The sequence below is a fragment of the Streptosporangium sp. NPDC006930 genome (assembly GCF_040635605.1).
Lineage (GTDB): Bacteria > Actinomycetota > Actinomycetes > Streptosporangiales > Streptosporangiaceae > Streptosporangium.
Map to the genome: position 1 here is coordinate 250,012 of NZ_JBEYID010000005.1, position 23,525 is coordinate 273,536.

A 23,525-nucleotide genomic window follows, 5' to 3' on the forward strand; every position below is an offset into this window, starting at 1 on the left:
CCGCCCACCGGGATGGCCGGGGACGGTGCTGCCCGTGCTGGGTCGCCGGCTGCTCGCGCTGGTCCTGGTCATGCTGGCGACCTCTGTGGTGATCTTCGGCGCGATGTACCTCGCGCCGGGGTCTCCCGAGTCCTTCCTGGCCCGCGGCAACTCGGTGACCGCCGACACACTGCGGGCCATCCGCGCCCAGTACAACCTGGACGATCCCTTCCCCCAGCGGTTCGTCTCCTGGCTCGGCGGGCTGCTGACGGGCGACTTCGGCCAGTCCCTGCAGTTCCGGCAGCCGGTCGGCGGCCTGATCGCCTCCCGGATCCCCACCACGCTCGCGCTCGTCGCGTACGCCTCGGTACTCATCCTGCTGTCCGGTGTCCTGCTCGGCGTGCTCGCCGCGGTCCGCCGCGGCACGGTGGACGCCGTCGCGATCATCGGGACCACGGTCGCGATGGGCACCCCCGCCTTCGTGGTCGCGATCGGGCTGACCTCGTTCTTCGCCGTGACGCTTGGCTGGTTCCCCGCCTTCGGTGCGGGTGAGGGACTCTGGGACCGGATCTGGCACCTCACCCTGCCCGCGATCGCGCTGGCGCTGTCGTCGGTGGCGCTGGTCGCCCGCGCGACCCGGTCCTCCATGCTCACCGAACTCGGCAAGGAGTACGTCGAGACCGCCCGGGTCCGCGGCATGCCCGAGCGCCGGATCATCTGGCGGCACGTCTTCCGCAACGCGATGGCCCCGGTCGTCACACTCGCCGGGCTGGTGGTCTCCGGCCTGCTGGTCACCACGACCCTGGTCGAGACCGCCTTCGGGCTCAACGGAATGGGGTCGCTGCTCGTGCAGTCGGTCAACGCCAAGGACTTCCCTGTCACCCAGGCCATCGTCCTGATCATCGTCGCGGTGTTCGCGCTGTCCAACCTGCTGGTGGACCTGCTGTACCCGCTGATCGACCCGCGGGTGCGCGGAAAGGCGGGTGCCCGATGAGCATCCCCGCCGGAAGCCCCGCCGGAAGTCCTGCCGGGACTCTCGCCGACGCCGCCCCCCTGGTGCGGCGCCGCTGGGTGCCCCGTCCGGTCGGAGGCGGCCCGCTGGTCGTGTTCTCGGTCGCGGTCCTCACGGTCCTGGTCGTGGTGGCGGTTTTCGCCCCGTGGCTGTCCCCGCAGGACCCGGACGCGGTCTCGCTCTCCGACAGCCTGGCCGGGCCGTCCGCCGCGCATCCGCTCGGCGCCGACCAGGCCGGACGCGACGTGCTGTCCCGGCTGATCTGGGGCGCCCGCACCTCGCTGCTCGGACCGCTCGGCGTCGTCACCGGAGCCACCGTCCTCGGCGTCGCGATCGGCGTGGTGGCCGCCTGGTACGGCGGCTGGATCGACGCGGCGCTGTCCCGCGTCATCGAGGTGATCTTCTCCTTTCCCGGCGTGCTGCTGGCGATCCTGCTGGTCGCCGTGCTCGGCGCGGGCCTGGACTCCACGGTGCTCGCCCTCGCCGTCGCCTACACCCCGTACATGGCGCGGATGACGCGCGGCGTCGCGCTCAGTGAACGACACCGCCCCTACATCCGGTCACTGGAGATCCAGGGCTTCTCCGCCTGGGGCATCACGACGCGGCACCTCATCCCCAACATCGCGCCGTTCGTGCTGGCCCAGGCGTCGCTGTGCTTCGGTTACGCGATGATCGATCTCGCCGGGCTCTCCTTCCTCGGTTTCAGCGTCCAGCCACCGCAGGCGGACTGGGGCGCCATGATCTCCGAGGGCCAGTCGGCGCTGCTCCAGGGAGCGCCGCTGTCCGCGCTCGCCCCCGGCGCCGTCATCGTGATCGCCGTCGTCGCGTTCAGCCTGCTCGGCGAGGGCATCGCCGACCACATCAGGAAGGCGGACCGGTGAGCGCGCCCCGGATCGATCCGATGCTTGAGGTGCAGGGCCTGTCCCTGGCGGTGACCACCGGCGGCGTCGGCCGCCCCATCCTCGAAACGGTCTTTCTGACCTGCGGGAAAGGTGAGATCGTCGGTCTGGTCGGAGAGTCCGGCTCCGGCAAGTCGATGACGCTGCGCACCGCAGTCGGACTCACCCCGCCACGGTCCCGGGTGGAGGGCCGGGTCCTGGTGGCCGGGCGGGACGTCCTCGGCGCCCCGGCGTCGGTGCTGCGCGAGATGCGGTCTCGCACCACCGCGATGATCTTCCAGGACCCCCGGGCGCACATCAACCCGTTCCAGCGCATCGGCGCGTTCCTCACCGAAGGGCTGCGCGTCCACCGGGGACTGCCACGCGGCAAGGCGCTCGCCGTGGCCGCCGGCCTGCTGGACGAGGTCGGCCTGCCCGACCCCGGACGCCACCTGCGCCAGTACCCGCACGAGCTGTCCGGCGGGATGCTCCAGCGAGTGATGATCGCTGCCGCACTGGCCGGCGAGCCCGAACTGCTGCTCGCCGACGAGCCGACCACCGCGCTGGACGTCACCACCCAGGCGGAGATCATGGCGATCCTGCTGCGCCTTCGGCGCGAGCGCGGGCTCGCCATCGTGCTGGTCACCCACGACCTCGACCTCGCGGCGGCCGTCTGCGACCGCATCCATGTGATGTACGCGGGCTCGATCGTCGAGGTCGCCGACGCGGACGCGCTGCACCGCCGCCCGCGCCACCCCTACACGGCGGCGCTCTTCGCCTCCCGGCCGGGCCCCGGCCGGACGACGCTGCGGGCGGTGCCCGGACGCCCGCTCGGGCTGTTCGAGGCGCCGCCCGGCTGCGCCTTCGCGCCGCGCTGCGTGTACGCGGCCGACGCCTGCCACGAGTCGGCTCCCCGCCCCCGGGCGATCGCCGGGCACCTGGTCGCCTGCCACCGGGCCGACGACCTCGCCCTCACCGACACCTCCGCCCCGGTCACGTCCGGGGTGGAGACCGAGGAACCCGCCGGACCGGCCCGGCCGCGACAGAGGAGCCGACCGTGACACCAGAGGCGAGTCCCACCTCCCCCCGGCCCGCCGCAGCGGGCGAGCACCCCCTGCTGCGGGCCGAGGGGTTGCGCAAGACGTACGACCGAGGGCGGGTCGTCGCGGTCGACGACGTCTCCTTCGAGGTCGCGGCCGGCGGCTCGCTGGGCGTCGTCGGCGAGTCCGGCTCCGGCAAGACCACGACGGCACGGCTGATCGTCGGGCTGGAGCGGCCCGACTCCGGCACGATCCGCTTCGACGGCCTTGAGTCCGGCCACGGCCGCGACCGCCGCGACCGGATGCGGCGTGCCCGGATCGTGCAGCTCGTCTTCCAGGACCCCTACCAGAGCCTGGATCCCCGGCAGAGCGTCGCCGACGCCCTCGACGAGATACTCCGGCTGCACACCGAGTCGGACCCGCCCACCCGCGCCCGCCGTCGGCGGGAACTGCTGGACCAGGTCGGGCTCGGCTCACGCGAGGCGGCGGCGCTGCCCCGCGCGCTGTCCGGCGGGCAGCGGCAGCGCGTCGCCATCGCCAGGGCGCTGGCCGCCCGGCCGCGCATGCTGGTGCTGGACGAGGCGGTGGCCGCGCTGGACGTGTCCATCCAGGCGCAGATCCTCAACCTGCTCTCGGAGATCCGCCGTGACATGGGCGTGGCGCTGGTGTTCGTCAGCCACGACCTGGAGGTCGTGCGCTGGGTCACCGACGACGTGGTGGTCATGTTCCGCGGGGCCGTGATCGAACGCGGCCCCACCTCCCGGGTGCTCCAGCGGCCGGAGCACCCCTACACCCGGCTGCTGCTGTCCAGTGTCCCGCGCCCCGGCTGGGACCCGGCCCGCGTGGGGCAGGCCCGCCGCGATCTGCTCGCCCGGTACTGACCCCGCCGACCACTCCCCTCTCTCCGCGTCCCCCACCGATCACCGGCCTCGTGACAGAGACCCCGGAAGGAATCCCATGACCGTCGGACCCGCCCCTGGCCGCAGCCTCCTCCTCGCACTGGCCGTCTGCGCCGCCCTCACCGTTTCCGCATGCTCAGGAGGCACCGTCGCCACCGGGACCGGAGGAGCCGACGGCGCCTCCTCCTCGCCCGGCGGATCGGACGGCCCCGTACTCACCGAGTCACTGCCCGCCGCCACCGGCGAGGCGGACACGCTCCGCTGGGCGCTGTACGCCGAGCCGTCCTCTCTGGACCCGATCTACAGCAACGACTTCCCGCCGATGGAGGTCCTCGCCAACGTGTGCGAGAGCCTGGTGAAGATCGCACCCGACTTCTCGTTCCAGCCCTCGCTGGCCGAGTCGTGGGAACAACCCGACTCCCTGACCTGGGTCTACACGTTACGCCCCGGGGTGAAGCTGCACAGCGGCGCCGAACTGACCGCCGAGGACGTCGCGTACAGCCTCAACCGCAATCTCGACAAGGACCTGGGTTCCTACAACGACGCCGTCTACCAGAACGTCAAGGACATCAAGGCCACCGGCGACGGTGAGGTCACCGTCCGGCTGAAGAAGCCGGACGCGTTGTTCAACCAGTCGATGGCGACCCCGGCGGGCCGCGTCCTGGGCAAAGCCGCGTCCGAGGCGGCCGGCAAGAGGCTCGGCACGCCTCAGGGGGGCGTGGACTGCACAGGCCCGTTCAGGCTGGCCGGCTGGACGGCGGGACAGTCCATCGAGCTGGCCCGCTTCGACGGCTACTGGGACGCCGCGCACCGGGCCAAGGCCCCCGGCATCCGCTTCGACTTCATCCGGGACCCCGCGGCCCGGGTCACCGCCATGCTGGCGGGAGAGCTGGACGGCTCCTGGTACGTACCCTCCTCCGGCTTCACCCGGCTCCAGGCCACCGACACCGGGAAGCTCTACTTCGGTCGCACCTCCGGCAGCTACGTCGGCATGGTGACCAGCCTGAAGGGCCCGCTGGCCGACGTGCGGATCCGCAGGGCGCTCTCGCTCGCCATCGACCGGCCGGGCATCATCAAGGCCGCGGTGTCGGGGGCGGCCGAGCCGCTCAAGGCCCCCGCCTCCCCGGGCACCTGGGGCTATGGGCAGGACACGCTGAAGGCGGCGTACGACGCACTGCCCGAGCCCAGCGGCCCGGCCGACGAGGCGCGGAGGCTGGTGACCGAGGCGGGCGCGCCCGCGACCCCGATCACGATCGCGGTCACCGGCTCGCAGGCCGAGATGCCGGTCATCGGCGCGGAGGTCAAGCGGGCGGGCGAGTCCGTCGGCCTCAAGGTGGAGATCAGGACGCTGCCCGCCGACAACTACAACGCGCTGTACAGCGACGCCAAGGCGCGGGAGGGGATCGACATGATCTTCTCGCTCTGGCAGACCGACTACCCGGACCCGACGCAGATCTACCAGTACCTTCAGGGCGGCAACACGTTCAACTACGCCGGGTGGGCCGACCCGGAGTTCGACCGGCTGATCGGCGAGGCCACCTCGGCGGCCGACCCGGCCGAGCGGGCCAGGCTGGTGGCCGAAGCGCAGAAGATCGCCGCGGAACAGCTGATCTGGATCCCGCTGTACGCGCCGTTCAACCCGCTCTACCTGGGCAAGGGCCTGACCGGGGCGCCCACCTCTTCCGTCCAGCTCACCTATCCCTGGGCCGCCGACATCGGCCGCTCCTGACCGGCGGGGCATCATGGCGTGCCCGAAGCCGACCGCCTCGGCTTCGGGCCGCGGACATGCCGACCGGTACGGACTCACTTCGAGTGCTTGGCGTATCGGCGACCACCCGAGGTGAACCGCCCGCTCGGACAGCGGGATGATCTGGTCTCTCCACATGAAACGGGGCGGGCTCGGCGTCACGCCGAACCCGCCCCTCCGTCTCCAGCCGGTCCTGATCACGCTCACCCGGCGAGGGTGTGCGCCTTCCCCGCGAGTGTCAGGAACACCCGGTCCGGATCGGTGCCATGGTGTTATCTCCGCAGGGTGAGCAGGCCGGGCCGGTAGGGCAGCAGGCCGTAGTCGCCGCCGGAGCTGGGGCTGCGGCCCTGGTAGAGCAGCTGCAGGTTGCAGGGGTCGATGGTCATGGTCTGGTCGGCGTTGGTGCGCAGCAGCTCACCGTGGCTGATGTCGTTGGTCCAGGTGGCGCCGCTGTTGGCCTTGCCGGCGAAGGGGTTGCTCTCGGTCGCGGCCTGCGGGGTCCAGTTGCCGCCGAGGCTGGTGGCGGTGAAGGACCGGAAGTAGCGGCCCTGCGAGCCGATCGCCTCGACGATCATGAGGTAGCGGTTCTCGTTCTGGATCTTGTAGACCTGGACGGCCTCGAACAGGTTGTTCGTGGTGTCGGTCATGATGGTCGTGTAGTTCGAGCCGAAGCTGCCGGGGAAGTTGCCGATGGGCATGCTGGCCCGGTAGATCCTGCCGTTGTCGCCGGCGAAGAACAGGTACATGTTCTGGCCGTCACCGATGAGCGCCTGGTCGATGGGGCCGGTGCCGGAGTTGGAGATGCTGCCGGAGAACAGCGTCTGCGCCGCCGACCAGCCGTTGGGGTTGGTGGGGTCGGTCGAGGTGCGGTAGGAGAAGGCCGGGCCGCCCCACTGGTAGGCGAGCACCCAGATGTTCTTCGGCGCGAAGTAGAACAGCGACGGCGCGACGGTGGCGTTGTTCATCGCGTTCTGGCTGGCCGAGGCCATCTCCGAGTAGTTGGTGAACAGGCCGAAGTTCATCGAGCCCCACCTGGTGCCGGTGTCGTGGGTGGTGGCGTAGACGAGCTGCCTGCCGTTGTAGGGGGCGACGGTGAAGTCCTTGAGCGAGACCCAGCCCGACCTCGGGGTCGCGAGCACGCCGGAGGAGGTCCAGCGGTACGTCGAGGGAAGGGGGCAGTTGCCCGGCGTCGGAGTCGGAGTCGGCGTGGGAGTCGGCGTGACCGTGGGGGTGGGGGTCGGGGTGGGGTCCGGGTCTCCGGGGGTCCCGGTGCAGGCCACGCCGTTCAGGGAGAACGAGGTGGGCGACGGGTTGCTGCCGGTGTACGAGCCGTTGAACCCGAAGGAGGCGCTGCCTCCCGTGGGGATGGCGGCGTTGTAGCTGACATTGGTCGCGGTCACCGCGGAACCGGACTGGGCGGACGTGGCGTTCCACATCTGGGTGATCTGCTGGCCGCCCCCGAAGGACCAGGTCAGCCGCCATCCGTTGACCGGGTCACCCAGGTTGTTGATGGTGACGTTGGTGTTGAAGCCCCCCGGCCACGACGAGCCGACGGTGTAGTCGACCCGGCAGGCGACGGCCGCCTGCGCGGGCTGGGTGGCCAGTAGGCCGGTCGCCGCCAGCAGGATCGGGATCGTGACGATCGCCAAGCCTCGGCGCATGGCCGATCGGGACGGTGCCGTCGGTGTGACGGCGGAGCGGCGCGGTGTCCGCGTTCGCCAGGGCAGGCGCATGTGCGTGCTCCTCATCTTCTCGTCCAGCCACTGTCAGGGACTGGTGTGGGCACACCCGAGGGGTTCGGCCCAGACGTATGCGCGGGGCCACGGTTGTTGTTAGCGTTAACAAGCAGCCCGCTGGCGGACTGCTTCGTTTCTCCGGCGGGAGGGGGTGGTGCGCGGAGCCAATACGATGCGGCCGATCCGCGTCAAGGCACGACTCCTCGCCCTTTTCCCCGCGTTCCCGCCCCTGTGGGCCTTCATCTGCCCTTACGGGCGCCCGACCGCACTGTGCGAGATCGGCTCTGTGATGAAACGTTCATCGATGCTGATGATCTTCTGCCGCACTCGGGCGCGCCGCCCCCCGCGGATCCCCACCTGGCTCGCCCGTCCGGGACGGTGACCGAAGTGCTCCGTCGGATTCACCGTCACCGGCGGGCATCCGCTCAGGCCCGACCGCTCGCCGGCCTGCCCTCCTACCGCGTCATCAAGGTCACACCGGATGAATCCCGTTCTCAGGCCCCCAGGCAGGCGGGGCCGAGCAGTTGCTTCAGGTCGCCCATCAGGGCCGGGGACGGCGACACCCGCAGGCGGTCGTCGAGGCGCACGATGGTGGTCTTCGGGCCGTTGTGGACCTGCAGATGCACCTCGGTGGTTCCGGGGTGCGCGGTCAGCACCTCTTTGAGGCGGCCGACCACCGGCGGGGTGCAGCGGGCCAGGGCGAGGCTGACGGCCAGCGGGCCACCGGCCTCGCGGGTCAGGTCGGGAGCCGTCACCTCCATGGCGATGATCTTCCCGACGTCCTCGCGCTTGTCCAGGCGTCCCTTGACGAACACGATCGCGTCCTCGGCGAGCACCGTCGCGCAGAGCTGGTACGCCGACGGGAAGATCATCACCTCGATGGCGCCCTCCAGGTCCTCCAACTGGGTGAGGACCCAGGTGTCGCCCTTCTTGGTGACCTTGCGCTGCAGGCCGCTCAGGATGCCGCCGACGGTGACGACCTGACCGTCCGGCCGGTGCTCGTCCTGCAGCGAGGCGATCGAGCAGTCGGCCCCGGAGGCGAGAATGTGCTCCACACCGAAGAGCGGGTGATCGGAGACGTACAGGCCGAGCATCTCCCGCTCGAACTGCAGCAGGGTGTTCTTGTCCCACTCCCCCAGCGGGATCTGCACGTCGAAGGTCTGGTCCTCGGCGCCCTCGATGGCGCCGAACAGGGAGTCCTGCCCCTGGGCCTCGTTCTTCTTGATCCCGATGATGCTGTCGACCGCCTGCTCGTGGACCATCACCAGGCCCTTGCGCACGTGCCCGAAGGAGTCGAAGGCACCGGCCTTGATCAGCGACTCGATGACCCGCTTGTTGCAGACCACCATGGGGACCTTGCGCAGGAAGTCCTTGAAGTCGGCGAAACGGCTCTTCTCCCGGCGCGCGGCGATGATCCCGTCGACCACGTTGCCTCCGACGTTACGGATCGCCGACAGGCCGAACCGGACGTCGGTGCCACGCGGGGTGAAGTCGAAGTCGGAGTCGTTGACGTCCGGCGGCAGCACCTTGATGCCCATGCGGCGGCACTCGTTGAGGTAGAGGGCCGACTTGTCCTTGTCGTCCTTGACCGAGGTGAGCAGCCCCGCCATGTACTCGGCCGGGTAGTTGGCCTTGAGGTAGGCGGTCCAGTAGGAGACCAGGCCGTAGGCGGCGCTGTGCGCCTTGTTGAAGGCGTAGTCGGAGAAGGGCAGCAGGATGTCCCAGAGCGTCTTGATCGCGGCCGCGGAGTAGCCGTTGTCCTTCATGCCCTGCTCGAACGACTCGAACTGCTTGTCCAGCTCGGACTTCTTCTTCTTGCCCATCGCCCGCCGCAGCAGGTCGGCCTTGCCGAGCGAGAACCCGGCGACCTTCTGCGCGATGGCCATGACCTGCTCCTGGTAGACGATCAGGCCGTACGTCGTGCCGAGGATCTCCTGCAGCGACTCCTCGAACTCCGGGTGGATCGGGACGATGTCCTGCTGACCGTTCTTGCGCAGCGCGTAGTTGGTGTGGGAGTTGGCGCCCATCGGACCCGGCCGATACAGGGCGCCGACGGCGGAGATGTCCTCGAAGTTGTCGGGCTTCATCAACCGCAGCAGCGACCGCATGCCGCCGCCGTCCAGCTGGAACACCCCCAGGGTGTCGCCCCTGCCGAGCAGCTCGTACGTCTTGCGGTCGTCCAGCGGCAGCTTGAGCAGGTCGATGGCCTCGCCGGTGTTGGCCTCGATCATCTTCAGGCAGTCGTCGATGATCGTGAGGTTGCGCAGGCCCAGGAAGTCCATCTTCAGCAGGCCGAGCGTCTCGCAGGTCGGGTAGTCGAACTGCGTGATGATCACACCGTCGGAGTCACGGCGCATGATCGGAATGTAGTCGGTCAGCACCTCCGCCGACATGATGACCCCGGCGGCGTGCACGCCGGTCTGCCGGATCAGGCCCTCCAGGCCCCTGCCCAGGTCCATCGCCGACTTGACGTCGACGTCCTCCTCGTACAGCCTGCGCAGCTCACCGGCCTCGTTGTAGCGCGGGTGGTCGGAGTCGAAGATGCCCGACAGCGGGATGTCCTTGCCCATCACCGCGGGCGGGAACGCCTTGGAGACCTTGTCGCCCAGCGCGTACGGATGCCCGAGGACGCGGGCCGCGTCCTTGATGGCAGCCTTCGCCTTGATGGTGCCGAAGGTGGCGATCATGGCGACCTTGTCGGCGCCGTACTTCTCCGTCACGTAGCGGATCACGTCGCCGCGCCTGCGCTCGTCGAAGTCGATGTCGACATCGGGCATGGAGACACGGTCGGGGTTGAGGAACCGCTCGAAGATCAGCCCGTGCGGCAGCGGGTCGAGGTCGGTGATGCCCAGCGCGTACGCGGCCAGCGAGCCCGCGGCCGAGCCTCGCCCGGGGCCGACGCGGATGCCGTTGTTCTTGGCCCACATGATGAAGTCGGCGACCACGAGGAAGTAGGAGGGGAACCCCATCTGCAGGATGACGTTCATCTCGAACTCGATCTGCGCGCGGTGCTCGGAGTCGACGCCCTCGGGGAAGCGCCGCTCCATGCCCGACCAGATCTCCTTGCGGAACCAGCTCTCCTCGGTCTCCCCCTCGGGCAGCGGGAAGGTGGGCATCAGGTTCTTGAAACCGAACATGCCGCTCGGGTCGACCTTCTCGGCGACCAGCAGGGTGTTGCGGCAGCCCTCGGCCCACAGGTCCGAGGAGTCGACGGCGCGCATCTCGTCGGCGTTCTTGATGTAGTAACCGCTGCCGTCGAAGCGGAAACGGTCGGGGTCGGACAGCTGCTTGCCGGTCTGGATGCACAGGAGCGCGTCGTGCGAGGTCGCGTCGGACTCGTAGGTGTAGTGGGAGTCGTTGGTGACCAGCGGCGGGATGTCCAGCTCACGCGAGATGCGGGTCAGGCCGTCGCGGACCCGGCGCTCGATGTCGAGCCCGTGGTCCATGATCTCCAGGTAGTAGTTGTCCTTGCCGAACAGGTCCTGGAACCTCGCCGCCGCCGCGATCGCCTCGTCGTACTGGCCCAGGCGCAGGCGGGTCTGCACCTCGCCCGACGGGCAGCCGGTCGTGGCCATCAGGCCCTCGGAGTGCTCGGCGAGGATCTCGGCGTCCATCCGGGCCCACTTGCGCACGAAGCCCTCGGTGTAGGCGCGCGAGGAGAGTTTCATCAGGTTGCCCAGGCCCGTGGCGTTCTTCGCCCAGATGGTCATGTGGGTGTAGTAGCCACCCGCGGAGACGTCGTCGCGCTTCTGGTGCGGCTCGCCCCACAGCACCGGCTTCTTCTGGTGCCGGGAGGCGGGGGCGACGTAGGCCTCGATGCCGATGATCGGCTTGATCCCGGCCCCGGTCGCCTGCTTGTAGAAGTCGTAGGCCCCGTGCATGTTGCCGTGGTCGGTGATCGCGATGGCGGGCATGCCCAGATCGCCGACCTGTTTGAACATCTGCTTCAAACGGGCGGCCCCATCCAGCATGGAGTATTCCGTGTGAACGTGCAGATGCACAAACGAGTCTGACATGCGGCCCCGTCCTCCCCTAGTCGCACCGTCGGCGGGGAAAGCGTATCCAAATCCGAGTTCCGGAAGTGACTCATGCGCTTTGAGTCGTCTCTCCTCCCGACGCCCCCGGACCTCCCGGGGCACCCCGGTCCTTCACGGCGCCTCGGATCGGCCGGGGCGCCCGGGCCATCGGCGTTCTTCTCACCTTCCTTATCACCTTCAGTCGCGAGGCGCGGACCGGCGTTCCTCGGCGAGGTGAAGGCCCGCCTCGATCACGGCGTTCATGATGGGGGCGAGCCTGGCCTCGCCCAGTACGGGGGCACGGCGGGCCATCTCGGCGACCAGGCGGCGCTCGCGGTCGGCGTCGCGACCGGCGAAACCTCCGACGGGCTTGAGGCGCTGGATGGTCCCTGCCAGTTCGGCGCGGCGCTCCAGGAGGACGGCGAGGGCGGCGTCGACGCGGTCGATGGCCTCGCGGGCGGCCGGTACCGAGTCGGGGCTCTCCCTGCGGGTGAGGGCTCCGACGATCTTCACGGCCTCGTGCGCCGCCAGCGCGTCCCGCTCGCTCGAGGAGGGGTCCAGGAGCAGGCCGTCGGCACCGGCGGCGATCGCGGCGGCGGCCAGCGCGGGGTCGGCGCCGAGACCGGCCAGGACGGGACGTCCCGACCTCTCACGCGCGGCGCGCATCAGGGCCAGGTCGGGAGCGGCGACGCCCAGGGGGCCACGGCCGCCCTCACAGAGCACGATCCCTTCGTTGCCCTCCGCCGCGCAGTGACCGGCGACCTCCAGCCACTCCTCCAGCGTCGCGGAGGGGTCGCGCTGGAGGAGCATCGGCAGGCCGAGCCCGGCGGTGGCACGCACCAGACCGGAGTCCCGCATCCAGGCCGCGCCGACCACCGCGCCGTCGGCCCTCTCGGCGATCAGCGGAAGATCTCCCTCGAAGGACGGCTCCACCAGGACGGGTCCCGCCCCCTGGGCGCGGGCCACGGCCACGGACTCCTCCGCCCCGTGGGCGGATACTCCCCCGCGGTGGTCTCGCAGGCTGATCCAGCGGGCGTCCGCGCCCGGCCCTCCGATCACCACGGCCGGCCCCGCGCCCACCGTGAGCGTGCCCAGCCGTACCGTTGCGCGTTCCGTGTGCGCGGTGCACTGTGCGGTGGACGACATGAGGCTCCCCTGGTTCGGCCGACGCGCGTCCCGCGAGCCGGCGGCCGTTCGAGAAGGGACTTCGGAAAGAGAAAGAGGCAGAGACCTCATGTCTCCGCCTCGTGCCGGCTCCGGCCGGTCGCTAGTTCCCGACTGTCACCACCGGCTCTCCCGAGCCGGCACGATGAACGCGAAGTGGCAGGTCATGGGCTCAACCTTAGGTTATCTTCCCGGCATCCGCCACGTACTGGACAGCGCATCTCAAGGCATGGACTTTTCTGCGGCGTGTGAGTCGATCACTTTACTGGGCTATGAGAGTATTCGGGGGTTCAGAAGGAGGTAAGCCGGTTGATGGCCGAAGCACAGCCCGAGGGGCGGCGTGTCGCCTCCCGCTACCAGCTGCTCGAAGCCATCGGCCGGGGTGGCATGGGCATCGTGTGGCGGGCCCACGACGAGCTCCTCGACCGTGAGGTCGCGATCAAGGAGGTCCGCTACGCCGACATGCTCGGCGAGGACAACCAGGAGGACTTCAATCGGCGCACCAAGCGCGAGGCGCGCGCCGCCGGGCGCCTGACGCACCCGAACGTGGTCGTCGTCCACGACGTCGTCGAGGAGGACGGGCGTCCCTGGATCGTCATGCAGCTGGTGGAGTCGCGTTCCCTCGGCAAGGTGATGCGCCAGGACGGGCCGCTGCCGCCTCGACGGGTCGCGGAGATCGGTCTCAAGCTGCTCGAGGCGTTGCGCGCCGCCCACGCCCAGGGAGTGCTGCACCGCGACGTCAAGCCGGAGAACGTCCTGCTCGCCGACGACGGCCGGGTGGTGCTGACCGACTTCGGCATCGCCACGCTCGAGGCCGAGACCGCCCTCACCATGACCGGCATCGCGGGCACGCCCGCGTTCATCCCGCCCGAGCGCATCAAGGGCGGCGCCGCGCAGCGCGAGTCCGACCTGTGGTCGCTCGGCGCGACCCTGTACGCCGCCGTCGAGGGCAAGCCGCCGCACGACAGGGGCGGGGCGCTGCCGACCATGCACGCGATCCTGAACGACGAGCCCGAGCCTCCGGTGCACGCCGGGCCGCTCGCCCCCGTCCTGGAAGGGCTGCTCCGCAAGGATCCGGCGCTGCGCATGCCCTACAAGGAGGCCGAGCGGCTGCTGCGCCGGGTGGCCGAGGGCGACCGGGTCCGGCCTCCCAGGACCGCCGTCATGCCGGCCGTGAACGCGGGAGACGACACCGATCCCGGGGCCCGCTTCCAGCCGGGCGCCGTCCCCGAGACGGGCGCCAAGCTGGACTCCGTACCCTCGGAACCCTCGGGTTCCAAGGAGGAGGCGTCCGCCCCGCCCGCGCGCGGCGAGGAGCCGCGGAAGCCCTCGGCCAAAACCCCCGCCAAGACGCCCGCGGAAGCCGTACGGCCGAAGCCCGCCCCCGCCCCCGACGTTCCCGCATCCGCTCCGGCGGCCGGTTCCGAGGAGAAGGCGAAGGCGGCGCCGAAGAAGACCGCGCAGGGCGGGCAGGCCTCCGAGGCCGCGGCGGACTCCCCCGGCCCGGACGCCGGAGCGGGTGCGCGGGCTCCCGAGGCGGGAGCGGGCTCGAAGGCGAAGCGCCCCACCGGCGAGGCCACCCCCGCTCCCCCGGCGTCCTCCGCGTCCGAGGCCGCGCCTCCGATCCTGGCCAGGTTCGCCCCGAAACCGAAACCCACCATCGGCCGGAGAACCGAACCCACCTCCAAGCCCGAACCCGCTGCCGGGGCCACGCCCGCCGCCGAGGGCGCACCCCCGATCCTGGCCAGGTTCGCTCCCAAACCGAAACCCACCACCGGCGCGAAGACCGAACCCACCACCGGGCCCGAACCGACTCAGAAGACCGAACCCACCCCGACGTCCGCAGCCGCCGCCGAGGCCGCACCCCCGATCCTGGCCAGGTTCGCTCCCAAGCCGAAACCCACCATCGGCCAGAAAGCCGAACCCACCCCCAAGCCCGCGGCCGATGTCACGCAGGTACGCGAGACGAAACCGGGCACGGCCCCCTCCGAGCCCGCCCTCCCCGCCGGGAGCAGGTCCGCCGGTCCGGAGGCGAGCCGCGAGGGCGCCCCGCCGGTCGCCGAGCCGGGAGCCGAGGGCCGCAAACCCGTCTCGCGCCCCAACCCCTTCCCGCCCGTGGGGCGCGAGCCCGGCACCGAACAGAAGCCCGCCTCCGCCTCCAGGGCCGAGCCCGCTCCGCGGGAGGAGCCCGCTGCCTACGGGGGCCACGGCGACGGGGGCGACACACTCGTCTCCCGGAGTTCCGGCGTCTCCCCGGTGAAGCGAGGGCTGCTCGTGCTCGTGCCCGCGCTGCTGATCGTCGGCGGGATCGCCGGCTGGCTCGGCATGCGTAGTGGCGACGGCGACGAGACCCCGCAGGCCAAGCCGGTCGATCCGAGCGCGTCCAGCGCGTCGGAGGCCCCGAGCGGCGGCGCCGAGGCGACCCCCGAGGGCTCGCCGAGTTCTGAGACGTCGCCGTCCGAGGACCCTTCGGAGTCCCCCTCCGCCGACCCGAGTCCCACCAAGAAGGAGAAGAAGTCCCCCCTTCCCTCCGGCTGGCGGATGCACAAGGACGGCAACGGCTTCTCGATCGGCCTGCCCAAGGGGTGGGCGGTGGAGAAGCGGCCCGGCCAGCAGGTGTGGTTCCGCGGCCCCGACCGGACGAGTTTCGTCTTCGTCGAGTACGTCGACAAGGCGGGTCCCGATCCGAAGAAGGACTGGGAGAACCAGGAGGGAGTCGTCCGGGGCAACTTCCCCGGGTACGACCGGATCCGGATCGCGAACGTCAAGTACATGGTGAAGGCCTCCGACTGGGAGTTCACCTGGAACACCAGCTCGGGCAAGGCCCGCGTGATCAACAGGGGGTTCATCACCAAGGGCGGCCGGGGGTATGCGATTTACTGGCATACCCTGGCCAAGGACTGGAAGAAGAACATGCACCTCTTCGAGGGGTTCACCGCGACCTTCTCCTCCAAAAAGTGAGCGGGAGCCCCACCGCCTGCGGTGAGTGATTCTGGGAGGGCGGGGGATGGCGGAAAGCAGGGTGGCGGGCCGCTACAGGCTGCTCGAACACATCGGCGAGGGCGGCATGGGCATCGTCTGGCGTGCCCACGACGAGCTCCTCGACCGGGTGGTGGCCGTCAAGGAGGTCCGCTACCGGGGGGTCGACGAGGCCGCGCGCACCGACCTGAACCGGCGGACCATCCGCGAGGCGAGGACCGCGGGGCGCCTCGACCACCCCTCCGTGATCATCGTGCACGACGTGGTCGAGGAGGACGGGCGTCCCTGGATCGTCATGCAGCTGGTCCGGTCCCGGTCGCTGGGTGAGATCGTCCGCTCGGGCGGGCCGCTCCCGCCGGAGCGGGTCGCCTCGGTCGGACTGCACGTGCTGGGCGCGCTGCGGGCCGCGCACGCCGCGGGGGTGCTGCACCGCGACGTCAAGCCGGAGAACGTGCTGCTCGCCGACGACGGCCGGGTCGTGCTGACCGATTTCGGCATCGCCTCCATGACGCAGGAGACCGGCATCACCCGTACGGGCGCGATGGTCGGCACCCCCGCCTTCCTGCCTCCCGAGCGGCTGCACGGGATGCCCGCCACCCCCGAGTCGGACCTGTGGTCGCTGGGGGCGACGCTGTACGCCGCCCTGGAGGGCCGCCCACCGTTCGAGCGGGCCACGGCCGCCGCCACCATGATGGCGGTCCTTCACGGCGAGCCGAGCCCCATGAGCCGTTCCGGCCCCCTGTCGACGGCGATCCTCGGCCTCCTGGCGAGGGATCCCGCCGCCCGGATGGTCCCCGAACAGGCCGAGGTCCTGCTCGGCCGCGCAGCCTCCCCCGGCTCCCCGGCCTCCCCAGGGCCGCACTCGGGGCAGCGGGCGTACGGCTCTGGCTTCCAGACCGACCCGCCGCGCACCGACCCCTCACCGCTTCAGGACGCGTGGCGGCCGGTGTACGGGGATTCCCCGGGCGGTCCAGGGCAGCCTCGCCACCCGGCCGCGCATACGCCCCCCGAGCACTTCCCCTCGACGGCCCGCCCCCACTCCGAGCACTCCCCTTACACGGCGGGGGGCCCTCAGCCCGAACAGGCCCGCCCCTCGGTGGCTCACCCCCGGCCGGAGCAGCCGCCGTACGCGCAGCAGCCCTACACACATCCCGGCCACTCCTCGTCCGCGCCCCCCGATCCGTACACACACCCCGGCCTGCCCCCGTACACACATCCCGATCCGTACACACACCCCGGCCAGTCCTCGTACACACACCCCGAGCAGCAGGTGTACGCGTACCACGAGCAGCCTCGGCACGCGCGCCCCGAGCAGCGGGCGTACGGCTCGGAGCCCTGGACGAGGCGGGAGCAGCCCACCGACACGGGGGCCGCGCCCGCGCGGCTGACCGGGGCGCGACGCCTGGCCCTCCTGGCCGGGGTGCCCGCGCTCGCGGTGACGGTCGGGGTCGGCGCGTGGCTGGTCCTGAGGAATCCCGGTACCCCGGTCGACACGGGCGGCCGGGCCGGCGTCACGGCCCCGATCACCGACCCCACCCCCGCCACGTCGCCCGAGGCGACCCCCACCCGGGATGCGACTCCGACGGCGACGCCGCGTCCGTCCAGGATCATCCCCTCGGGCTGGCGGCTACACCGCGACCCGATGGGCTTCTCCATCGCGGTGCCTGGAAACTGGCAGGTCAAGCGGTTCTCCGGCCGTGACCGGGTGGAGTTCCGTGCCCCCGGAGCGAGCGACAGCTTCCTGTGGATCGAGTCGACCGAGGACCCGGAGAAGGACCCGGAGAGGCACTGGGAGAAGGTGGAGCGGGCCGGGGTCGCCGAGAACGTCTGGCCGGGCTACCGGCGGGTCAGCATCACCGCGCTGACGTACCAGGGGGTGCCGGCCGCCGACTGGGAGTTCACCTACCTCAAGAACGGGGTTCGCACCCGCGTCCTGGACCGGGGCTTCCGTACCCGCGACGGCAAGCCGTACGCGATCTACTGGGAGAGCCCGGACGCCAGGCGGTCCGGATCGCTCTTCGCCGCGTTCACCAACACCTTCCGGCCATGAGCGGCCCGGAGAGCGCGCGCTTCTGGCGCACCCCGGCCCTGCCCGGGGTGGACCTCCTCAAGGCCAGATACGTGACCCACCGCTTCCCACCGCACGTGCACGACGGTTACGTGATCTCGATGATGCTGTCCGGGGTGGAGGAGTTCGCCTACCGGGGCACCGTCCACCGCGTGGGGCCGGGCAGCCTGAGCACGCTCAACCCCGATGAGGTGCACGACGGCCACGCGGGCGTCCCCGATGGGTGGTCCTACCGGGTGATGTATCCCTCGGTCGAGTTCGTCTCCGGCATCGCCGCCGAGCTGATGGCCGGGCACGGCACCCCCTGCTTTCCCGAGACCGTCACCTACCACCGGCCCACCGTCGCGCTGCTGCGGGCCGCGCACGACGCCGCGGAGGGTGGTGACGACCTCGCCTCCTCGACGCTGGCCCGCACGGCCTTCGCCGCCCTGCTCAGCCACCACGCCTCCCGTCGTCCCCCGGAGACGCCGCGCTGGAACGACGACCCGGCGGTGCGCCGGGCGAGGGAGATCCTGCACGAGCGGCTCGTCGACCCGCCCACGATCGAGGACCTGGCGCGGGCGGTGGGCACCGGACCCTTCGCCCTGATCCGGGCCTTCAAGGCCGCGACAGGGCTGCCTCCGCACGCCTATCTGAACACGCTGAGGATCATCCGGGCCCGGCGGCTGCTCCAGGCGGGCACGCCTCCCGCCCAGGTCGCCGGGGACGTGGGATTCACCGACCAGGCCCACCTGAGCAGGCATTTCAAGCGGACGGTGGGCGTGCCACCGGCCGCGTACCAGCGCGCAGGAACGTACAAGACCGGAACGTGACCCGAACCTAGGCTCGCCTCCCATGGAAACAACCACTCGTTCCTCCGCGATCAGGGACGGACTGGGCGTGGGGATCGCCGTCGGACTGTCAGGGGTGGCCTTCGGCGCCGCGGCGGTCACCGCGGGGCTCAGCGTCGCGCAGGCGTGCGTGCTGAGCCTGTTCGCCTTCACCGGCGCCTCGCAGTTCGCCCTGGTCGGCGTCGTCGCGGGCGGCGGCAACCTGGTCGCGGGCACGGCCGGTGCGATGCTGCTCGGCGCCCGCAACAGCCTGTACGGCCTGCGCATGGCCGGGGTGCTCCGCGTCCGGGGATGGCGCAGGCCGCTGACGGCCCAGGGAGTGATCGACGAGACGACGGCGGTCGCCCTCGCCCAGCCGGACGAGGAGTCGGCCAGGACCGCGTTCTTCGTCACCTTCGTCAGCCTCTACCTGACCTGGAACGCCACCACCCTCCTCGGCGCGCTGGGCACCTCGTGGGTGGCCGACCCCTCGGCGTTCGGCCTGGACGTCGTCGGTCCCGCGGCCTTCCTCGCCATCCTGTGGCCCCGGCTCACCGGGAGCGACGCCGAGGCCCGCGCGCTGCGCCTGATCGCGTGCGGCGGCGCGGCGGTCGCGCTGGCCGCGACCCCTTTCACCCCGCCGGGCGTGCCCGTGCTGCTCGCGTCCGTGGCCGTGCTCGCGGTGATCCTGAGGAGACCCAAGTGACCATCTGGTGGGCCGTCGTCATCACCTGCGTCGCCTGTTACGCGCTCAAACTCGCCGGGCTGTCGGCACCGCGCCGCGTCCTCGACCACCCGGGGGTACAGCGTTTCGCGACGCTCGTCCCGGTGGCCCTGCTGGCGGCGTTGATCGCGGTGCAGACCTTCGGCGAGGGGCAGGCGCTGCACCTCGACTGGCCGCGCACCGCGGGGATGTGCGCCGCCGTCGTGGCGCTGCTGCTGCGCGCCCCGTTCCTGGTGGTCCTCGCCGCGGCCGCCCTCGTCACCGCCGCGCTGCGCCACGTCCTGAGCTGAGAGCGCCACCTCCCGAGCCGGGATCACCGCGTGCGGAGCCGGGGGTGTCAGTGCCGTGCCGCGCTCCGAACCGGAGCGGCCTCGTCACCTCGCGCCGCGTCCCGGGCCTGGCCGACGTCGCCCGTGCCGCGCGGGAACCGTACGCGGAAGGTGGCGCCGGCGCCGGGGCGGGAGGTCACCGTGGCGTCGCCGCCGTGCGCGACGGCGACGGCGGCGGCGGCGGCGACGATGGAGAGCCCGAGACCCGCGCCTCCCTGGCGGGCGCCGTCGCGGGGATGACCGGCCCGGTGGAAACGCTCGAAGACCAGGGTGCCCTGCTCCTCGGCGCCGGCCCGCTTGGTCCTGCGCAGCACGGCGCGGATCCTCGCGATCAGCTCCTCCAGGCTGAACGGTTTGGTGACGTAGTCGTCACCTCCCACGGTGAGCCCGCCGATCTTGTCCTCCGTGGCGTCGAGGGCGGTGAGGAAGACCACGGGCACCTCCGAGCCCTTCGACCTGATCCGGTGGCAGACCTCGGTGCCGAGCACGTCGGGCAGCATCACGTCCAGGACGATCAGGCCAAGATCGGTGTCGGTGTGCTCGCCGCGGTGGTGGTCCTGCTGCTGGTGTTCCGCTCGGCACTGGCCTTCGTACCGCCCCTCATCTCGGCCCTGTCCATCTTCCTGTCGTTCGTCGTGATCCTGCTGCTCACGCTGGTGACGACCGTGCACGACGTGGCCCTCACCACGATGCCCCTGCTCGGCCTGGGCATCGCGATCGACTACTCGCTGCTGCTGGTGGCCCGCTGGCGGGAGGAGCGGGCGAACGGGCACCGCGGCGACGAGCGTGGCCACGACACTCATCGTGCTGCCGGTGCTGCTCGCCCTCACCGGGCAGCGGCTCGACCGCAGGCGCGCCCGCGCGGGCCGGGACGGGGCTCCCTTCCAGCGCGAGGCGCGGGCCGGACGGGCCTGGTCGGCGTGGGCCCGCGGCGTGGTGCGGATGCGCCTGCTCGCCGCCCTGCTCACCGGCGGGCTGCTGACGGCGCTGACGGTGACCGCGCTGAGCGTCAACCTCGGCCTGCCGGCGAGCGGGAACCTGCTGACCACCGGCCCCGGCGCCGAGGGACTGTCCGCGCTGCGCCAGGCGGGCGTACCCGCGGGCTCGATCACCCCGTTCGACGTCCTGGTGAGCGGCGACCCCACCCGGGCCGCCGAACGGATCGGGAACGTGAAGGGCGTGTCCACGGTGCTCGCCCCCGACGACCCGTCCCGGCGCCGCGAGGGCACCGCCGTCATCACCGTGCTCCCGATCTCGGAGAACGGCACCAAGGCCGGCGAGGCGACCATCACCCGGGTACGCGAGGCGGTGCCGGTCACCGCGCGCGTCGGCGGCAACGCGGCGCAGAGCATGGACTTCCAGGAGCACGCCTACGGGGCGTTCCCCTGGATGCTCGGCCTGATCGCGCTGGTCACCTTCGTCATGCTGGCGCGGGCGTTCCGCTCGCTGCTGCTGCCGCTGAAGGCGATCGCCCTCAACCTGCTCTCGCTGGGCGCGGTGATCGGCGCGATGGTGGTGCTGTGGCAGTTCGGCTGGGGGACCAGGGAGCTGCTGGACATCCAGCCGACCGGCTCGATCGGCGAGTTCGTGCCGCTCGTCATCTTCGCCTTCCTGTACGGCCTGAGCATGGACTACGAGGTGTTCATCCTGGCCAGGATGCGCGAGGAGTACGACAGGTCCGGCAGCACGGAGCAGGCGGTGATCGAGGGGGTGGGCCGCACCGGTCGGCTGGTCACCTCGGCGGCGCTGATCCTCTTCGTCTCCTTCGCGGCGCTCGCCATGACCCCCGAGCTGGACGTGAAGGTGTTCGCGAGCGGCCTCGCCCTGGGCGTCTTCCTGGACGCCACCCTCATCCGCGGCGTCCTGGTCCCGGCCGTGGTCGCGATGATGGGCCGGTGGAACTGGTGGCTACCCGTCCGGGCCGCCCGGATCCTGCGGGTGGAGCCCTCGCCGCTGAGGTGGGAGAACCCCGAGCCCGCTCGGATCCCGGAACCCGTCTAGGAGCGGCCGGACAACGCAACGGCCATCGTCTGCGAAGACGGTGGCCGTTCACGTTTTCCTGGTAGGACCAGCCGATGGACTGGTAGGCGCTCACCGCTCGTGGCCCTTTCCGCCACAGCGCCTGGATCTCCCGCTGCCCGAAGGCGTTTCCTCCCGAGGCGGCGGCGGTCACCACCGACAGGTCGAACGGATCCTCCCTGGCGGGATCGAGGGCGGCGTCGGCCAGGGCGAACCGAGTGGCGCGGCCCCGCCGACGCGATGGCACGGCGGTTCTACCACTGGCCCCCCGGGAGCGTGCCCTGTGACGATCTCTCCCGCCGCACCGGTCTGGACGACGCCGTTCCGCACGGCACCGCCACCGTCGGCGGCCATCGCGTGGTCGTCGCCGTGATGAACTTCTCCTTCGACGGCACCGGATTCGTGGACACGTTCATGTGCGAAGAGGGACACATGCTCTGGTCTGCGTAAACTTTCCTGAATGCCGACGTAAATCCTGGGTACTCGCCACCCCATGACCGATTCTCAGGGGATCATCGGAGCCCGCTACCGTCTGCTCGAACGCATCGGCCGAGGAGGCATGGGAACGGTCTGGCGAGCGCGGGACGAGGTCCTGGGCCGCGAGGTGGCGGTCAAGGAGGTCGTCCCCTCCCCCGACCTCACCGGTCCCGAGCGTGAGGTCTTCACCGTCCGGACCCTCAGGGAGGCCCGTACCGCCGGGCGAATCGGCGGCCACCCGGGGGTGGCGACGGTCTACGACGTGATCGAGGAGAACGGGCGTCCCTGGATCATCATGCAGCTCATCGACTCCCGCACGCTCGGAGCGGTGGTCAGGGAGGACGGGCCGCTGCCGCCGGTGCGGGTGGCGCGGATCGGGCTGGAGGTGCTGGGCGCGCTGCTCGCCGCCCACCACGCCGGCGTCCTGCACCGCGACGTGAAGCCGGACAACGTGCTGCTCGCCAGGGACGGACGGGCGGTGCTCACCGACTTCGGCATCGCCGTCCTGGAGGGCGACTCCTCGATCACCAGGACCGGCTCGCTCATCGGCACCCCGGCCTTCATCGCGCCGGAGCGGGCGAGCGGCGGGCCTGCCGAGTTCGCCTCCGACCTGTGGTCGCTCGGCGTGACACTTTACGTGGCGGTCGAGGGACGCTCTCCCTTCGAGCGGGCCCACCCGCTCGCGACGCTCAGCGCTGTCATGCACCAGGAGCCGTCGCCGATGCGGTTCGCCGGGCCGCTCGCCCCGGTGATCTTCGGCCTGCTCCACAAGGATCCCGCGCGACGCATGTCGGCCCGCGATGTGCAGGTCCACCTCACCTCCCTGGTGAACGGCACCGCACCGGAACCGACCATGCCCATCGAACTGCCCGCCGCAGCGCCGGCCGGGGTCGCCACCGGACCGTCGACCGGATCTTCCATGGCGGTTCCCATGGTGGCCGCGGTCCCGGGTCCGGACGGCGCTCCCACCGCGCCGGCCGAGGCCACTCCGCCCCTGCCTCCCGTGCCCCCCGGATCCGGCCCGGAGCAGGATCCGGCCTCCGCCCCCCGGAGGAGGCGACGCCCGGCGATGGCCGCCCTGGTCGCGGCGACGCTCGCCATCGCCGCGACCGCGGGAGGTGCGGCGTGGGTCGCCGTCAACTCCTCGCCCCCGGTCCCCCGGGATCAGCCGACGTCGGCGAGCGTGGGGCCCGACGAGAAGAAGCCCTCGAACAAGCCCGAGCAGGCGAAGGTGCCCACGCGAGACAACGGTGGCGGGACCTCGGGCCGCCCCGCCCCGGAAAGGGCGAGGAACGACGACCCCGCGCCACGGGACAGGCCGTCGGGCGAACCTTCGAAGAAGCCGTCGCCCAAGCCGTCACAGGAGCCCCAAAACAAACCCGACAAACCCGATAAGCCCGACACACCCGAGGAGGACCCCGCCGACCAGGGGCAGAACGAGGAGCAGGACCAGGGTGAGGGAACCGACGAGGGCTCGGGGCAGGACACCGCGCCGGGCGAGGGGCAGCAGGGCGACTCACCCGACCAGGTCGCCCCCAACGCCGGGACGGCCCCCGAGGGCGAGGTCACGAACGCCGGGGTGATCAACGAACCGCACCAGGACACGGACACCGGAGGCGAGATCAGGAACGGCTGATCGGCGTGCGGCG

General features: G+C 71.3%; 16 protein-coding genes and 2 pseudogenes. 14 read left to right on the forward strand and 4 right to left on the reverse strand.

Translation table 11 applies throughout. The annotated features are described in order from the left end of the window. The first annotated feature begins 34 nt into the window (after positions 1–34). The 5 genes from ABZ664_RS11850 to ABZ664_RS11870 all read left to right on the forward strand — a co-directional run bounded on the left by ABZ664_RS11850 (position 35) and on the right by ABZ664_RS11870 (position 5,537). Positions 35–973, forward strand: coding sequence for an ABC transporter permease (locus ABZ664_RS11850; RefSeq protein ID WP_362506901.1), 939 nt, complete (start codon positions 35–37; stop codon positions 971–973). After that, positions 970–1,872: an ABC transporter permease gene (locus tag ABZ664_RS11855; RefSeq protein WP_362506904.1), complete on the forward strand. Its 903-nt coding sequence runs from the start codon at positions 970–972 to the stop codon at positions 1,870–1,872. The genes ABZ664_RS11850 and ABZ664_RS11855 overlap by 4 nt, the downstream gene beginning before the upstream one ends. Then, positions 1,869–2,930 (forward strand): ABC transporter ATP-binding protein, encoded by a 1,062-nt coding sequence (locus tag ABZ664_RS11860; protein ID WP_362506907.1) that lies wholly within the window; start codon positions 1,869–1,871, stop codon positions 2,928–2,930. Before ABZ664_RS11855 ends, ABZ664_RS11860 begins: the two co-directional genes overlap by 4 nt. After that, positions 2,927–3,790, forward strand: a complete 864-nt coding sequence (locus ABZ664_RS11865; RefSeq protein ID WP_362506910.1) for an ATP-binding cassette domain-containing protein — start codon at positions 2,927–2,929, stop codon at positions 3,788–3,790. The genes ABZ664_RS11860 and ABZ664_RS11865 overlap by 4 nt, the downstream gene beginning before the upstream one ends. Positions 3,791–3,866: 76 nt before the next feature. Further along, positions 3,867–5,537, forward strand: a complete 1,671-nt coding sequence (locus ABZ664_RS11870; RefSeq protein WP_362506913.1) for an ABC transporter substrate-binding protein — start codon at positions 3,867–3,869, stop codon at positions 5,535–5,537. A gap of 290 nt (positions 5,538–5,827) precedes the next feature. Here ABZ664_RS11870 and ABZ664_RS11875 read toward each other — a convergent pair whose 3' ends face one another. The 3 genes from ABZ664_RS11875 to ABZ664_RS11885 all read right to left on the reverse strand — a co-directional run bounded on the left by ABZ664_RS11875 (position 5,828) and on the right by ABZ664_RS11885 (position 11,814). Next, complete coding sequence (locus ABZ664_RS11875) at positions 5,828–7,204, reverse strand: non-reducing end alpha-L-arabinofuranosidase family hydrolase (protein ID WP_362506916.1); 1,377 nt, start codon at positions 7,202–7,204, stop codon at positions 5,828–5,830. Between the two features lie 581 nt (positions 7,205–7,785). Next, positions 7,786–11,307: a DNA polymerase III subunit alpha gene (dnaE, locus tag ABZ664_RS11880; RefSeq protein WP_362506919.1), complete on the reverse strand. Its 3,522-nt coding sequence runs from the start codon at positions 11,305–11,307 to the stop codon at positions 7,786–7,788. A gap of 198 nt (positions 11,308–11,505) precedes the next feature. Then, positions 11,506–11,814: a chorismate mutase gene (locus ABZ664_RS11885; protein ID WP_362507293.1), complete on the reverse strand. Its 309-nt coding sequence runs from the start codon at positions 11,812–11,814 to the stop codon at positions 11,506–11,508. Between the two features lie 969 nt (positions 11,815–12,783). On the opposite strand from ABZ664_RS11885, the gene ABZ664_RS11890 reads away from it, so the two are divergent. From ABZ664_RS11890 to ABZ664_RS11910, 5 genes are read left to right on the forward strand one after another with little or no spacing between them, the layout of a single operon-like run. Continuing rightward, positions 12,784–15,432 carry a protein kinase gene (locus ABZ664_RS11890; RefSeq protein ID WP_362506922.1) on the forward strand — a complete coding sequence of 883 codons (2,649 nt, stop codon included), beginning with the start codon at positions 12,784–12,786 and terminating at the stop codon, positions 15,430–15,432. A gap of 46 nt (positions 15,433–15,478) precedes the next feature. After that, positions 15,479–17,500, forward strand: a complete 2,022-nt coding sequence (locus ABZ664_RS11895) for a protein kinase (RefSeq protein ID WP_362506925.1) — start codon at positions 15,479–15,481, stop codon at positions 17,498–17,500. Beyond that, the gene (locus tag ABZ664_RS11900) at positions 17,497–18,330 is read left to right on the forward strand and encodes an AraC family transcriptional regulator (RefSeq protein ID WP_362506928.1); all 834 of its coding nucleotides are present in this window, start codon (positions 17,497–17,499) and stop codon (positions 18,328–18,330) included. Before ABZ664_RS11895 ends, ABZ664_RS11900 begins: the two co-directional genes overlap by 4 nt. 22 nt (positions 18,331–18,352) lie before the next feature. After that, on the forward strand, positions 18,353–19,033 hold the full coding sequence (locus ABZ664_RS11905; RefSeq protein WP_362506931.1) for an AzlC family ABC transporter permease: 681 nt from the start codon (positions 18,353–18,355) through the stop codon (positions 19,031–19,033). Next, on the forward strand, positions 19,030–19,341 hold the full coding sequence (locus ABZ664_RS11910) for an AzlD domain-containing protein (RefSeq protein ID WP_362506934.1): 312 nt from the start codon (positions 19,030–19,032) through the stop codon (positions 19,339–19,341). Before ABZ664_RS11905 ends, ABZ664_RS11910 begins: the two co-directional genes overlap by 4 nt. A gap of 47 nt (positions 19,342–19,388) precedes the next feature. Here ABZ664_RS11910 and ABZ664_RS11915 read toward each other — a convergent pair. After that, positions 19,389–19,898, reverse strand: a pseudogene (locus tag ABZ664_RS11915) (response regulator); the annotation flags it as partial. Between the two features lie 48 nt (positions 19,899–19,946). On the opposite strand from ABZ664_RS11915, the pseudogene ABZ664_RS11920 reads away from it, so the two are divergent. The 4 genes and pseudogenes from ABZ664_RS11920 to ABZ664_RS11935 form a co-directional block, all read left to right on the forward strand. Next, positions 19,947–20,102: pseudogene (locus ABZ664_RS11920) on the forward strand (hypothetical protein); the annotation flags it as partial. Positions 20,103–20,166: 64 nt separating this feature from the next. Next, complete coding sequence (locus ABZ664_RS11925; protein WP_362506937.1) at positions 20,167–21,381, forward strand: MMPL family transporter; 1,215 nt, start codon at positions 20,167–20,169, stop codon at positions 21,379–21,381. Positions 21,382–21,675: 294 nt separating this feature from the next. After that, positions 21,676–21,849, forward strand: coding sequence for a hypothetical protein (locus tag ABZ664_RS11930; protein ID WP_362506940.1), 174 nt, complete (start codon positions 21,676–21,678; stop codon positions 21,847–21,849). Positions 21,850–21,892: 43 nt separating this feature from the next. Next, positions 21,893–23,512: a protein kinase gene (locus tag ABZ664_RS11935; protein WP_362506943.1), complete on the forward strand. Its 1,620-nt coding sequence runs from the start codon at positions 21,893–21,895 to the stop codon at positions 23,510–23,512. Positions 23,513–23,525 lie beyond the last annotated feature (13 nt).